This window comes from Pseudomonas sp. IT-P176 (assembly GCF_949767245.1).
Taxonomy (GTDB): domain Bacteria; phylum Pseudomonadota; class Gammaproteobacteria; order Pseudomonadales; family Pseudomonadaceae; genus Aquipseudomonas.
Window position 1 is genome coordinate 61,548 of sequence record NZ_CATKPN010000039.1, and the last position, 12,820, is coordinate 74,367.

The window sequence follows — 12,820 nt, forward strand, 5'->3', positions numbered from 1 at the left end:
GCGCTCAGGTCAGACCCCGCTGATCAACTGCCGAGCCGCCTGGCTGTGGTCGGCAATCAAACCCTTCAGGTCCAATCCTTCAACCTGGCCGTCGATCACCCGCCACTTGCCACCGACCATTACCCGATCCGCCCGATCGGCACCGCACAGCAGCAACGCCGAGATGGGGTCATGGCTGCCGGAGAAGCGCAGCTCATCGAGTTTGAACAAGGCCAGGTCGGCCTGTTTGCCCACGGCCAGCTCGCCAATGTCGCTGCGTCCCAACAGTTTTGCCGAGCCCTGGGTGGCCCAGCCCAGTACGCCCTCTGGGGTGATTTTTTCGGCGCCGTAGCGCAGGCGCTGGATGTACAGCGCCTGGCGGGTTTCGAGGATCATGTTCGAGGCATCGTTGGACGCCGAACCGTCGACCCCAAGGCCCACCGGCGCGCCGGCGGCAATCAGGTCCAGGGTCGGGCAGATGCCCGAGGCCAGGCGCATGTTCGAGCTTGGGCAATGGCAGATGCCGGTGCCGGCCGCGCCGAGGCGGGCGATTTCATCGGGGTTGAAGTGAATGCCGTGGGCCAGCCAGGTGCGCGGGCCAAGCCAGCCGACGCTGTCCAGGTAGTCCACGGTACGCAGGCCGAAGCGCTGCAGGCAGAAGTCTTCCTCGTCGAGGGTTTCGGCCAGGTGGGTGTGCAGGCGCACGTCCAGTTGGTTGGCCAGGGCAGCGCTGGCGGACATGATCTCCGGCGTCACCGAGAACGGCGAGCAGGGCGCCAGGGCGATCTGGATCTGTGCGCCGGCACCGCGCTCGTGGTATTCGGCGATCAGCCGCTGGCTATCGGCGAGGATCACTTCGCCTTCCTGCACAGTCTGCTGCGGCGGCAGGCCACCGTCTTTTTCGCCAAGGCTCATCGAACCCCGGGTGAGCATGGCGCGCATGCCCAGTTCACGGACGCTCTCGACCTGCACATCAATGGCGTTTTCCAGGCCGTCGGGGAACAGGTAGTGGTGGTCGGCGGCCGTGGTGCAACCCGACAGCAGCAATTCAGCCAGGGCGACCTTGGTGGCCAGCGCGAGTTTTTCCGGGGTCAGGCGTGCCCAGACCGGGTACAGGGTTTTCAGCCAAGGGAACAACGGCTGGTTGACCACCGGGGCCCAGGCGCGGGTCAGGGTCTGATAGAAGTGATGGTGAGTGTTGATCAGCCCCGGCAGGATCACATGCTCGCGGGCGTCGAAGACGTGTCCACAGGGTGTCGCCGGTTGCTGCCCTTGCTTGAGCACTTCGACGATAACGCCGTCTTGCAGCACCAGGCCGCCACGGGCGTCGAGCTCGTTGGCCGTGAAGATGGCGAGAGGGTTTTTTAACCAGGTACGGGTCGCAGGCATTTGCCGGCTCCTCTGAAAGTTGGGTTCAGGTTCGCCAGCTCAGTGTTGCCCTGTCTGCTGATCCAGGTTCGTCGCGGAGACGAGGTGCCGAGTTTACTCAGGTTGTGCCGCGGTAGCAAAAGATCGCCGCCGGCGGCAGTTGCCACGCGATAGGCGGCGATCTTCATGGCCTTACCAGGGAATGGTTTCGCCCTTGTAGTTGATGAAGTGATGCCCGCCCCGGCCGGCATAGGCATTGACCTGGTCCACCAGGCCACGGGTGCTGGTCTCGACATCGAGGTCGGCGCCTTCACCGCCCATGTCGGTTTTCACCCAGCCAGGATGCAGTGACAGCACGGTGGGGCGCTGTTCGCCCAACTGGCTGACGAAGCTGTTGGTCATCGAGTTCAGCGCGGCCTTGCTGGCCTTGTACAGGGCCAGCTCCGGTGCGTCCGGCATGGTCACGCTGCCGAGCACCGAACTCATGAACGCCAGCACCCCGCTGCCTGGACGCAGTTGTTCGACAAAACGCTGGGCCAGGTTGATCGGTGCCACGGCATTGGTGAAGAACAACTGGCCGACCTCGGCCAGGGTCGCGCCGCCGGGTGTCTGCACCTCCGGGCCCTTGACCCCGGCGTTGACGAACAGCAGGTCAAATACCTGGCCCTTGAGTTGCTGGCTGAGGGCGAGCACGGCGGCCTGGTCGTCCATGTCCAGTTGTTCGATCTGCACCTTGCCCAGGGCTTGCAGCGCCTGGGCGTTCTGTGGATTACGGACGGTGGCGGTGACCTGCCAGCCGTCGTCCAACAGGGTTTTCACCAGCCCGAGGCCCAAGCCGCGGGAGGCGCCGATGATCAGCGCGGTTTTTGCCGTAGACATGAGTGGCTTCCTGGAAAAAGAGGGTCATGGGTTCAGTGGACAGTGTTGTCCAAGCCGTTGTTGCAATTCACTGCGCAATTCACCGAGTTCGGCGATGCGGGTTTCGATCAATGCCAGCTTCTCCTGGAGCAAGCGGGCGACCGCTTGTTCCGGATCCTTGGCCTGCCAGAGCGCGGCGACGCTGCTGCCGATTTCATTCAGGGTGAAACCCAGGCGTTGGGCAGTCTTGATGTAGAGCACCAGTTGCACCATGTCGGCCGGGTATTCGCGGTACCCGTTGGCGCTACGCTGGGCGGCGATCAGCCCACGCTGCTCATAGAAGCGCAGGGTATCGCGGCTGACGGCACTGGCCTGGGCTAATTCACCGATGCGCATGTTCGCGACTCCTGGGGGGGCTTGACCCTTGAGCATACTCCAGGGTTTAGCCTGGGTGCTCCCTGTATAAACGGAGTATTCGCCATGTGGACCCCGGAACAGTATCGCCGACTGGTGCGCAGCAGTGCCTGGTATGACCTGATCGTAATGGCGGCGTTTGTCACGCCCTGGAGTTTTACCGCGTTGCACGGCCTGCTCTCGGGCTTGAGTCAGGCGCTCGACTTGCCCGGTGAATTACCGGCCTTTGCGCCGGCGCACATGCTGATGGCCAATCTGCTGGGGTCGATTGTCTGCGTTTGGTCGGTGCTGCGGATCCGCGATCCGCAGGCGGTGTACGGCCGCTATGACGCGGCCGGACGGTTTCTGTTTGCCACCTGGCAGGCCTATGCCTTGCTGCAGGGCGCAACCGGGTTGCTGGTGCTGTTCCTGGTGTTTGAACTGGCGTGGGGCATTGCCCAGGTCTTGCCCGTCAGGCAGACATCGCCAGCCGGCCCGCTTACGCAGGCTCCTGTGGCCTGAGCACTAATGCCCGGCCTGCCACGGCTGCCCCAGCGACATCGGCGCATACAGGCGTGTGCGCACGGCGTCGCGTGACAGCAGCACCAGCACCAGGATGGTCGCCACATAGGGCAGCATCGCCAGCAAGCTGGAGGGGATGGCCAGTCCCAGTCCCTGGGCGACCAGATGGACGATGCTCGCCAGCCCGAACAGGTAGGCCCCCAGCAACAGGCGCCAGACGCGCCAACTGGCGAATACCACCAGCGCCAGGGCGATCCAGCCGCGTCCGGCGCTCATGTTTTCCGCCCACATCGGCGTGTAGGCCAGCGACAGATAAGCCCCGGCCAACCCGGCCATGGCGCCGCCGAACAACACCGCCAGGGTCCGCACCCACAGCACCGGGATGCCCATGGCGCTGGCGGCGTCGGGGTTCTCGCCGACGGCCTGGATGATCAGTCCCACCCGGCTTTTGAGCAGCACCCAGGCCACCACGGCAAACAGGGCAAACGACAGGTACACCAGCAGGTCCTGGGCAAACAGCATGCGCCCGATCAGTGGGATCTCGCTGAGCCAGGCAATGGCTACCGGTTCGAACCCGGCCAGGGGTTTGCCGACCCACGCCGCGCCGACGAATGTCGACAGGCCGACGCCAAAGATCGTCAGGGCCAACCCCGTGGCCACCTGGTTGGCATTGAACACCAGTGCCACCAAGGCAAACAGCGCCGACAGCAGCATGCCGGCGGCCATCGCCAGCAGCACGCCGAGCCACAGCTGGCCACTGTTCAGGGCGACGATGAAACCGATCACCGCGCCAAACAGCATCATGCCTTCCTGGCCGAGATTGAGGACCCCGGTTTTTTCACAGATCAGTTCACCCAGCGCCACCAGCAACAGCGGTGTGCCGCAGCGGACCATGGCGTAGAAAATATTGCCCAGCAGATCGATATCCATCACAGCGCTCCTGCTTGCACGTGGGTCACCGGGTCACGCCGCATCCAGCGCAGGTTCAGCCGGGGTCGATAGAGGATCAACACATCACAGGCCAGGAGGAAAAACAGCATCATCCCCTGGAACAGCTGGGTGATGGCTGGTGGCAGGTTCATGCTCATCTGCGCGCTCTCGCCGCCGAGGTACAGCAGCGCCATCAGCAGGCTGGCAAACAGGATGCCGATGGGGTTGAGCCGACCGAGAAAGGCCACCGTGATCGCAGCATAGCCATAGCCCGGCGACACTTGCGGCACCAGTTGGCCGATCGGGCCGCTGACCTCGCAGACCCCGGCCAACCCGGCCAGCCCTCCGCTGATCAGCAGCGCCAACCAGACCAGGCGCTTGTGGCGAAAGCCGACGAAGGCTGCTGCGCGTTTGTCCAGGCCGAGCACCTTGATCTGAAACCCGATAAAACTTTTCTGCAGCAGCACCCACACCGCCACCAATGCCAGCAGGGCGAAATACACCCCGGCGTGCACCCGGCCATCTGCGGTGAGCAACGGCAAGCGACTGGCCTCGCCGAACATTGCCGACTCGGGAAAGTTGAAGCCCGCCGGGTCCTTCAAGGGTCCGTGCACGCAGAACAGCAACAGGTTCAGGGCGATGTAATTGAGCATGATGCTGGTGAGGATTTCGTTGGCGTTGAAGCGCGTGCGCAGCCAGGCGGTGAGCCCCGCCCATAGCGCGCCAGCGAGGGTCCCGGTACTCAGGACCAATACCAGCGCCCAGCGGCTTTGCCAGTCGATGAGGTGCACCGCCACGGCGCTGCCCGCCAAGGCGCCGAGCAGCAATTGGCCTTCGGCGCCGATGTTCCAGATGCGCGCTTGATACGCCACCGCCAGGCCCAGCGCGCAGAGCAGGATGGGCAAGGCCTTGACCAGCAATTCGCTGACGCCATAACCGTCGCTGATCGGCGCGATCAGCAGGGTGTGCAAGGTCTGCAGTGGGTCATGACCCAAGGCGATGAACAGCAGCGAACCGCAACCCAGGGTCAGGGCGGCGGCCAGCAAGGGCGAGCACCAGAGCATCAGGCGCGAATGCTGGCCACGGGGTTCTAGGGAAAGCAGCATGGGGGAAACTCCGTCAAGCCAGCACAGGTGCGAGTGAGTGAGGGGTGTCGAATTGGCCGGCCATCCAGGCGCCGACTTCGCTCAGGGTGGTGCCCGCCGTTGCTTGTTGCGCCGACAAGCGCCCGCCACACAGGGCGGCCAGGCGGTCGCTGATGTGCAGCAGTTCGTCGAGGTCTTCGGAGATCACCAGGATCGCCGCCCCGGCATCGCGCAGGGCAATCAGCGCGCGGTGAATGGTCGCCGCCGCGCCGACATCCACCCCCCAGGTCGGGTGAGCGGCGACCAACAGGCGCGGCTGCTGGAGGATCTCGCGACCGAGGATGAATTTCTGCAGGTTGCCGCCGGACAGACTACGGGCCGCAGCCTGGGCACCTGGTGCCTTGACCGCGAAGCGCTGGATGATGGTCTCGGCCAGCGCCACGACCTTGGCGCGCTGGATCAGCCCATGGCTCACCAGGCCCTGTTGGAAGGCCGTGAGCAGGGCGTTGTCGGCCAGGCTCAACTCCGGCACCGCCGCATGCCCGAGGCGTTCGGCCGGGACAAAAGCCAAGCCCAGCCGCCGCCGCGCATCGGGCGGCAAGTCGGCCACCGCTTGGCCCGCGAAGGCGATGCGCGAGGCGTCCTGGCGCGGCAGGCGCTGCTCGCCGCTGAGCAGGGCCAGCAACTCGTCCTGACCATTGCCAGCCACCCCGGCAATGCCGACCACCTCACCGCTGCGCACCTGCAGGTCAATGTCGTGCAGCGAGCAGCCGAACGGGTCCGGGTTGGTCCACGACAGACCGCTGACCTTGAGGAACGGCGCGCCGCCACTGGCCTTGGGGTAGTCGGCGAGCCACTGCGCGGCGTCCCCGACCATTAGCTGCGCCAGTTGCTGATCGGAACATTCCGCGGGCCGGCAATGCCCGGCCACGCGGCCGCCGCGCAGGACGGTGGCGCTGTGGCAGAGGGCGCGCACTTCTGCGAGTTTGTGGCTGATGAACAGAATGCTACAGCCCTCGCTGGCCAGGCGGCGCAGGGTGACGAACAGTTCATCGGCCTCCTGCGGGGTCAGCACCGAGGTCGGCTCGTCGAGGATCAACAAACGAATGTCCTGCATCAGGCAGCGCACGATCTCGACCCGCTGGCGCTCGCCAATCGACAGGCTGTGGACCAGGCGTTGCGGCTCCAGTACCAGGCCGTAGCGCTGCGCCACCTCGCGGATTTTCGGCGCCAGGGCCTGTGGCGCCCCGGCTGCCGCGCCCATGGCCAAGGCGATGTTCTGCGCCACCGTGAGGGTTTCGAACAGGGAAAAATGCTGGAACACCATGCCGATGCCCAGGCTGCGGGCCTGGGCCGGATTGCGCAGGCTGACGCGCTGGCCTTGCCAGTGCATGTCCCCCGAGTCGGCGTGGGTGACCCCGTAGATGATCTTCATCAGGGTACTTTTGCCAGCGCCGTTTTCACCGAGCAGGGCGTGGATTTCACCGGGTTGAATGCACAGGTCAATGCCATCGTTGGCCAGGCAGCCGGGGTATCGCTTGCTGATGCCGTGCAGTTGCAGGCGTGGTGTTGGAGTGGGGATCGGGACGGGGTTTGGCATCACAGGCTCGGGTCGTTGAACGAGAGGCCTGTGGCAAAGCAATTTCCTGGCCATTGAGTCAGGAAAGTCCTGAAAGGCACAGTGAGCCGGGTTCTGTGGAAAACATCGAGCGGGTGCGGCTGGCGGAGCAGGCACCACTTCGGGGCACTCTTGGAGGTCGTGGTGCAGTAACGTCCGGAAAATAATTGGTTAAAAAATGATCATCAACCTGCGACCTATGCCAGCTATGCCACTGCGCCAGTCATGAACGGGTTATCCACAGGTTGCTCTACAGTATTTGTGCGCAAGCCAAAGAACCGGGCATAAGCACCATGGGCCTTTGTTCTAAAGCTGCTAAAGCGCTCTAAGCAATTGTTTTGCAGTGTAAATGACCTGTAGAACAGGCAATTGGATGAAAACTGATCAATGCCCGCAAAGCCACGTGACAGAAGGGTTACAGCGCTATGTACTCAGGTTATCCACAGTCGGGTGCACAGCGCTTGTGGGCAAGTGTCAGCCTGCCGGTTATGCCCCAAAGCATTGCAGTCGGGCTGTACATAAAATAACCAGCGTTCAGCGCTGCAGCAAAATCCGCCCGCGGCTCAGGCCCGCCAGTTGCGCCTGCAAGGTGTCGATCTGTTGTTCGGCCACGGCCAACTGCAAGTGCACGCCATTGCCAGTGAACTGTTCATCCACCACCAGTCCACCGGACTCGGCGACCCGTAACTTGACCAGCGCCAGCTCACTGAATGCACAGTCGCAAGCGATCGGCACGCGGCTGATCAATTCGATTTTTGCCGCGCCCTGCAGGCATTTGTTGGCGCTGCCGCCGTAGGCCCGGGCCAGGCCGCCAGTGCCCAGCTGGATGCCGCCGTACCAACGAATCACCAGTACCGCCACCTGGTCGCAGTCCTGGGCTTCGATCGCCGCCAGTATCGGCCGCCCTGCGGTGCCGCCGGGTTCGCCGTCATCGCTGCTGCGGTATTGGTCGGCGAACTTCCAGGCCCAGCAGTTGTGTGACGCATTCAGGTCGCTGTGCTGTTCAAGGAAGAGCTGCACCTCGGCGCTACTGGTGATCGGTGCCGCGAGGGCGATGAAGCGGCTTTTGCGAATCTCTTCGCGATAGTCGCAAAGGCCGGCAAGGGTAAAAGGCATGGTGACTGTCTTAGATAGCGGGAGTGAGGCCGCAGCCCTTGAGGATGATGCGGGTCAGATTGTTGCCGGCGTCTTCCATGTCCTGGCGGGTCAGCTTGCTGCGACCGGTGACGCGACAGATCTGGGTGGCGAAGTCGGCGTAGTGCTGGGTGCTGCCCCACAGCAGGAAGATCAGGTGCACCGGGTCGACGGGGTCCATCTTGCCGGCGTCGATCCAGGCCTGGAACACGCTGGCGCGCCCCTGGAACCACGCGCGGTAGTCCTGATTGAAGTACTCGCTCAGGCACTCGCCGCCGCTGATAACTTCCATGGCGAACACCCGCGAAGCCTGGGGGTGGCGGCGGGAGAACTCCATCTTGGCGCGGATATAGCGGGTCAGCGCTTCGGCCGGATCGTCCTCGGCGGTGAGGGTGTTGAAGGTGCTGTCCCACAACTCGATGATGTTGCTCAGCACCCCGATGTACAGGCCGAGCTTGTTGGTGAAGTAGTAGTGCAGGTTGGCCTTGGGCAGGCCGGCATTCTGCGCAATGGTGTTCATGCTGGTACCTTTGAAGCCGTGCCGGGCGAATTCCACTTCGGCGGCCTTGAGGATGGTCTCCTCGTTTTTCTGACGAATACGGCTGGCAGGTTTACCGCTGTGGGCTGGGACTTCAAAGGTCATGGACGTTTCCGGGCAGGTCAGTAGGGGCGCCAGTGCGTTGATAACGCACCCACGGGCATCCGACAAGCCTTGGTGAGGTAAATGCCTGGTTTGCCGGGGCTCAACGCGTCGCCGCCAGGCTCTCGAGAAAGCTTTCCAGCACCAAATGCGGGCGCCGGCCCTTGCGCGTGACCGATGCCAGGCTCAGGTCATAAAAGCGTGAGCCTGGCTTGAGTGTTCGCAGGCGACCTTGCTGGACCCACAGGCTGGCGTAGTGATCGGGCAGGTAGCCGATGTAGCGCCCGGTCAGGATCAGGAACGCCATGCCTTCGCGATCGGAGGCGCTGGCGGTGCAATTGAGCGCCTGGTAATGCGCCTGGATTTCGGCGGGCAGGCGGAAGGTCGGGGCAATCGCGTCCTGGCTGTTGAGGCGCGCGTCGTCCAGTTGTTTATCGTCGACGTAGAACAGCGGGTGGCCGACTGCGCAGTAGAGCAGCGACCGCTCGCTGTACAGCGGTTGGTACTCCAGGCCCGACAAGGCGCTGGCCTGGGGTACCACGCCGACGTGCAGGCGGCCGTCGAGCACACCCTGTTCGACTTCATTGGGCGCGATCATGCGGATCTGGATCTGCACATCCGGCCCGCGCTCCTTCAACTGAGCCAGGGCGTGGGTGATGCGCATGTGGGGCAGGGTGACCAGGTTATCGGTCAGGCCGATGGTCAACTCGCCGCGCAGGTGTTGGTGCAGGCCATTGACCTCGGTGCGAAAACTTTCCAGGGCACTTAACAGCTGCAAAGCCGACTGGTAGACCTCGCGACCTTCTTCGGTCAGGGAAAACCCGGCCCGGCCGCGCTGGCAAAGGCGCAGGCCGAGGCGTTGCTCCAGATCGCTCATTTGCTGGCTGATGGCCGAACGACCGATCCCCAGCACGCTTTCCGCCGCCGAGAAGCCACCACACTCGACCACGCTGCGAAAGATCCGCAACAGGCGGATATCAAAGTCGCTGACTTGTGCCAGCGGATCGGGGCGGCGGCTGCTCATAGTTTAGTAACGGCCTGACTGAAGGTTAGAAAAGTTGGATTTCACCGACTTTATCGCCGTGGCAACTTAGCTGCAACAACGCTTTTAATCCCTACGCCGCTTATTGCATTGCGAGGTTTTGCCGATGAACCTGCCTGAAAACGCCCCGACGTCCCTGGCCAGCCAGCTCAAGCTCGATGCCCACTGGATGCCGTACACCGCCAACCGCAATTTCCAGCGTGACCCGCGCCTGATCGTGGGGGCTGAAGGTAGCTGGCTGATCGATGATAAGGGCCGTAGGGTCTATGACTCGCTGTCGGGCCTGTGGACCTGCGGCGCCGGGCACACCCGCAAGGAAATCCAGGAAGCGGTGGCCAAGCAATTGGGCACTCTCGACTACTCGCCGGGCTTCCAGTATGGGCATCCGCTGTCCTTCCAACTGGCCGAAAAAATCACCGACTTGACCCCGGGTAACCTGAACCACGTGTTCTTCACCGACTCGGGTTCCGAGTGTGCCGACACCGCGGTGAAAATGGTGCGTGCCTACTGGCGCCTGAAAGGCCAGGCGACCAAGACCAAAATGATCGGCCGCGCCCGTGGTTACCACGGGGTGAATATCGCCGGGACCAGCCTGGGTGGCGTCAACGGTAACCGTAAGCTGTTTGGCCAGGCGATGATGGATGTCGATCACTTGCCGCACACCTTGCTGGCCAGCAACGCTTATTCCCGTGGCATGCCCAAGGAAGGCGGTATCGCCCTGGCCGATGAACTGCTCAAGTTGATCGAACTGCATGACGCCTCGAACATCGCGGCGGTGTTCGTCGAGCCAATGGCCGGTTCCGCCGGCGTACTGGTGCCGCCAGAGGGCTACCTCAAGCGCCTGCGGGAAATCTGCGACCAGCACAATATCCTGCTGGTGTTCGATGAAGTAATCACCGGCTTTGGCCGTACCGGTTCGATGTTCGGTGCCGACAGCTTTGGCGTGACCCCGGACCTGATGTGCATCGCCAAGCAGGTCACCAATGGTGCGATTCCAATGGGCGCGGTGATTGCCAGCTCGGAGATCTACCAGACCTTCATGAACCAGGCGACTCCGGAATACGCGGTGGAATTCCCCCACGGCTATACCTATTCGGCCCACCCTGTGGCGTGCGCCGCAGGCCTGGCGGCACTCGACCTGCTGCAGAAGGAAAACCTGGTGCAGAGCGTGGCTGAAGTCGCACCGCATTTCGAGAATGCGCTGCACGGCCTCAAGGGCTCGAAGAACATCATCGACATCCGTAACTACGGCCTGGCCGGTGCAATCCAGATTGCCCCGCGCGACGGTGACGCCATCGTGCGTCCGTTCGAGGCTGGCATGGCCCTGTGGAAGGCTGGGTTCTACGTGCGCTTCGGTGGCGACACGCTGCAGTTCGGCCCAACGTTCAACAGCCAGCCAAAAGACCTCGATCGCCTGTTCGATGCGGTCGGCGAAGTGCTGAACAAGATCGACTGATCGCCCCCAAAACAGTAGGAGCCGAGCTTGCTCGCGATGGCGGATCGATAGACGCCATCGCCTTTGGGCTACGTGCCAACGTTATCTATATATAGAAGGCGTCCCTCGGCGGACGCCGGTGAACAGAATTCAGGAGCCCCGCATGAGCCTCATCCCGCATTTGATCAATGGTGAACTGGTGACCGACAACGGTCGCACCGCCGACGTGTTCAACCCGTCCACCGGTCAAGCGATCCATAAAGTGCCGTTGGCCAGCCGCGAAACCATCCAGCAGGCCATCGACGCCGCCAAGGCCGCGTTCCCGGCCTGGCGCAACACACCTGCGGCCAAGCGCGCCCAGGTGATGTTCCGCTTCAAGCAACTGCTGGAGCAGAACGAAGCGCGTATCTCGCAACTGATCAGCGAAGAGCACGGCAAGACTCTGGAAGACGCCGCCGGTGAACTGAAGCGCGGGATCGAGAACGTCGAGTTCGCCTGTGCCGCACCGGAAATCCTCAAGGGCGAGTACAGCCGTAACGTCGGCCCGAACATCGATGCCTGGTCGGACTTCCAGCCCCTGGGCGTGGTTGCCGGTATCACACCGTTCAACTTCCCGGCCATGGTGCCGCTGTGGATGTACCCGCTGGCGATCGTCTGCGGCAACTGCTTCATCCTCAAGCCGTCCGAGCGCGATCCGAGTTCCACCCTGCTGATTGCCCAGTTGCTGCTGGAAGCCGGTTTGCCAAAAGGCGTGATGAACGTGGTGCACGGCGACAAGTCGGCGGTGGATGCGCTGATCGAAGCGCCGGAAGTCAAAGCCTTGAGCTTCGTCGGGTCGACCCCGATTGCCGAGTACATCTATGCCGAAGGCACCAAGCGCGGCAAACGTGTGCAGGCGCTGGGCGGGGCGAAGAACCATGCGGTACTGATGCCGGATGCGGACTTGGACAACGCGGTCAGCGCGCTGATGGGGGCGGCGTATGGTTCGTGCGGCGAGCGTTGCATGGCGATCTCGGTGGCCGTGTGTGTGGGTGATCAAGTGGCCGATGCCCTGGTGGCCAAGCTGGTGCCCCAGATCAAGGCACTGAAAATCGGTGCGGGCACTTCCTGCGGCCTGGACATGGGCCCACTGGTGACCGGCCAGGCGCGGGACAAAGTCAGCGGCTATGTCGATGACGGCGTGGCGGCTGGCGCCAAGCTGGTGGTCGATGGTCGGGGCCTGAGTGTGGTGGGGCATGAGGAAGGTTTCTTCCTGGGTGGCTGTCTGTTCGATAACGTCACACCGCAGATGCGCATCTATAAAGAAGAGATCTTCGGCCCGGTGTTGTGTGTGGTCCGGGTCAACAGCCTGGAAGAGGCGATGCAACTGATTAACGACCACGAGTACGGCAACGGCACCTGCATCTTCACCCGCGATGGGGAAGCGGCTCGCCTGTTCTGTGACGAGATCGAAGTGGGCATGGTCGGCGTCAACGTTCCGCTGCCGGTGCCGGTGGCGTATCACAGCTTTGGTGGCTGGAAACGCTCGCTGTTCGGCGACCTGCATGCCTATGGCCCGGACGGTGTGCGTTTCTACACGCGCCGCAAAGCCATTACCCAGCGCTGGCCACAGCGTGCAAGCCATGAAGCCTCGCAGTTCGCGTTTCCTAGCTTGTAACTCGCAAGCTAATGCGAAAAGGCCGCCCCAACGGGGCGGCCTTTGCGTTTTCAGGGGTTTTTTGACCTTTGTGACAGAAATATGAAAATAGCGGTTGACGGCAGATCTCAGGTGTCTATAATTCGCCCCACTTCCGGCGCAGTCGAAACGGAAAACTCA

Annotated in this window: 12 protein-coding genes; 3 read left to right on the top strand and 9 right to left on the bottom strand. The window is 62.9% G+C overall.

Annotation, left to right across the window (positions count from 1 at the left end):
- Positions 1–9: 9 nt before the first annotated feature.
- The 3 genes from ACM6IP_RS10650 to ACM6IP_RS10660 form a co-directional block, all read right to left on the bottom strand.
- A complete protein-coding gene (locus tag ACM6IP_RS10650; protein ID WP_159993611.1) occupies positions 10–1,368 on the bottom strand; it encodes an 8-oxoguanine deaminase in 1,359 nt (452 codons plus the stop codon).
- A 171-nt stretch (positions 1,369–1,539) separates the two neighbouring features.
- On the bottom strand, positions 1,540–2,226 hold the full coding sequence (locus ACM6IP_RS10655) for an SDR family oxidoreductase (protein ID WP_414861461.1): 687 nt from the start codon (positions 2,224–2,226) through the stop codon (positions 1,540–1,542).
- 24 nt (positions 2,227–2,250) lie between these two features.
- Positions 2,251–2,601 (bottom strand): MerR family transcriptional regulator, encoded by a 351-nt coding sequence (locus ACM6IP_RS10660; protein WP_095170223.1) that lies wholly within the window; start codon positions 2,599–2,601, stop codon positions 2,251–2,253.
- A gap of 84 nt (positions 2,602–2,685) precedes the next feature.
- On the opposite strand from ACM6IP_RS10660, the gene ACM6IP_RS10665 reads away from it, so the two are divergent.
- Positions 2,686–3,120 carry a hypothetical protein gene (locus tag ACM6IP_RS10665; protein ID WP_095170224.1) on the top strand — a complete coding sequence of 145 codons (435 nt, stop codon included), beginning with the start codon at positions 2,686–2,688 and terminating at the stop codon, positions 3,118–3,120.
- A gap of 3 nt (positions 3,121–3,123) precedes the next feature.
- Here the strand turns inward: ACM6IP_RS10665 and ACM6IP_RS10670 are convergent, their stop codons facing one another.
- From ACM6IP_RS10670 to ACM6IP_RS10695, 6 genes are all read right to left on the bottom strand, one after another.
- The gene (locus tag ACM6IP_RS10670) at positions 3,124–4,050 is read right to left on the bottom strand and encodes an ABC transporter permease (protein WP_095170225.1); all 927 of its coding nucleotides are present in this window, start codon (positions 4,048–4,050) and stop codon (positions 3,124–3,126) included.
- Entirely contained in the window at positions 4,050–5,156 is a 1,107-nt protein-coding gene (locus ACM6IP_RS10675; protein WP_401130269.1) for an ABC transporter permease, read from the bottom strand. Before ACM6IP_RS10675 ends, ACM6IP_RS10670 begins: the two co-directional genes overlap by 1 nt.
- A gap of 13 nt (positions 5,157–5,169) precedes the next feature.
- Positions 5,170–6,735, bottom strand: a complete 1,566-nt coding sequence (locus ACM6IP_RS10680) for an ABC transporter ATP-binding protein (RefSeq protein ID WP_414861462.1) — start codon at positions 6,733–6,735, stop codon at positions 5,170–5,172.
- Between the two features lie 552 nt (positions 6,736–7,287).
- Positions 7,288–7,869: an IMPACT family protein gene (locus ACM6IP_RS10685; protein WP_414861463.1), complete on the bottom strand. Its 582-nt coding sequence runs from the start codon at positions 7,867–7,869 to the stop codon at positions 7,288–7,290.
- A 10-nt stretch (positions 7,870–7,879) separates the two neighbouring features.
- The gene (locus ACM6IP_RS10690; RefSeq protein ID WP_095170229.1) at positions 7,880–8,530 is read right to left on the bottom strand and encodes a TetR/AcrR family transcriptional regulator; all 651 of its coding nucleotides are present in this window, start codon (positions 8,528–8,530) and stop codon (positions 7,880–7,882) included.
- Positions 8,531–8,630: 100 nt separating this feature from the next.
- Positions 8,631–9,551, bottom strand: coding sequence for a LysR family transcriptional regulator (locus ACM6IP_RS10695; protein ID WP_095170230.1), 921 nt, complete (start codon positions 9,549–9,551; stop codon positions 8,631–8,633).
- A 124-nt stretch (positions 9,552–9,675) separates the two neighbouring features.
- Between ACM6IP_RS10695 and ACM6IP_RS10700 the strand changes: the two genes are divergently transcribed.
- Positions 9,676–11,025, top strand: coding sequence for an aspartate aminotransferase family protein (locus ACM6IP_RS10700; RefSeq protein ID WP_095170231.1), 1,350 nt, complete (start codon positions 9,676–9,678; stop codon positions 11,023–11,025).
- A gap of 142 nt (positions 11,026–11,167) precedes the next feature.
- Positions 11,168–12,661, top strand: coding sequence for a CoA-acylating methylmalonate-semialdehyde dehydrogenase (locus ACM6IP_RS10705; RefSeq protein ID WP_414861464.1), 1,494 nt, complete (start codon positions 11,168–11,170; stop codon positions 12,659–12,661).
- Positions 12,662–12,820 lie beyond the last annotated feature (159 nt).

Coding starts and splice junctions, on each gene's coding strand:
- ACM6IP_RS10650 (WP_159993611.1), bottom strand. CDS start 1,368: ATGCCTGCGACCCGTACCTGGTTAAAAAACCCTCTCGCCATCTTCACG.
- ACM6IP_RS10655 (WP_414861461.1), bottom strand. CDS start 2,226: ATGTCTACGGCAAAAACCGCGCTGATCATCGGCGCCTCCCGCGGCTTG.
- ACM6IP_RS10660 (WP_095170223.1), bottom strand. CDS start 2,601: ATGCGCATCGGTGAATTAGCCCAGGCCAGTGCCGTCAGCCGCGATACC.
- ACM6IP_RS10665 (WP_095170224.1), top strand. CDS start 2,686: ATGTGGACCCCGGAACAGTATCGCCGACTGGTGCGCAGCAGTGCCTGG.
- ACM6IP_RS10670 (WP_095170225.1), bottom strand. CDS start 4,050: ATGGATATCGATCTGCTGGGCAATATTTTCTACGCCATGGTCCGCTGC.
- ACM6IP_RS10675 (WP_401130269.1), bottom strand. CDS start 5,156: ATGCTGCTTTCCCTAGAACCCCGTGGCCAGCATTCGCGCCTGATGCTC.
- ACM6IP_RS10680 (WP_414861462.1), bottom strand. CDS start 6,735: ATGCCAAACCCCGTCCCGATCCCCACTCCAACACCACGCCTGCAACTG.
- ACM6IP_RS10685 (WP_414861463.1), bottom strand. CDS start 7,869: ATGCCTTTTACCCTTGCCGGCCTTTGCGACTATCGCGAAGAGATTCGC.
- ACM6IP_RS10690 (WP_095170229.1), bottom strand. CDS start 8,530: ATGACCTTTGAAGTCCCAGCCCACAGCGGTAAACCTGCCAGCCGTATT.
- ACM6IP_RS10695 (WP_095170230.1), bottom strand. CDS start 9,551: ATGAGCAGCCGCCGCCCCGATCCGCTGGCACAAGTCAGCGACTTTGAT.
- ACM6IP_RS10700 (WP_095170231.1), top strand. CDS start 9,676: ATGAACCTGCCTGAAAACGCCCCGACGTCCCTGGCCAGCCAGCTCAAG.
- ACM6IP_RS10705 (WP_414861464.1), top strand. CDS start 11,168: ATGAGCCTCATCCCGCATTTGATCAATGGTGAACTGGTGACCGACAAC.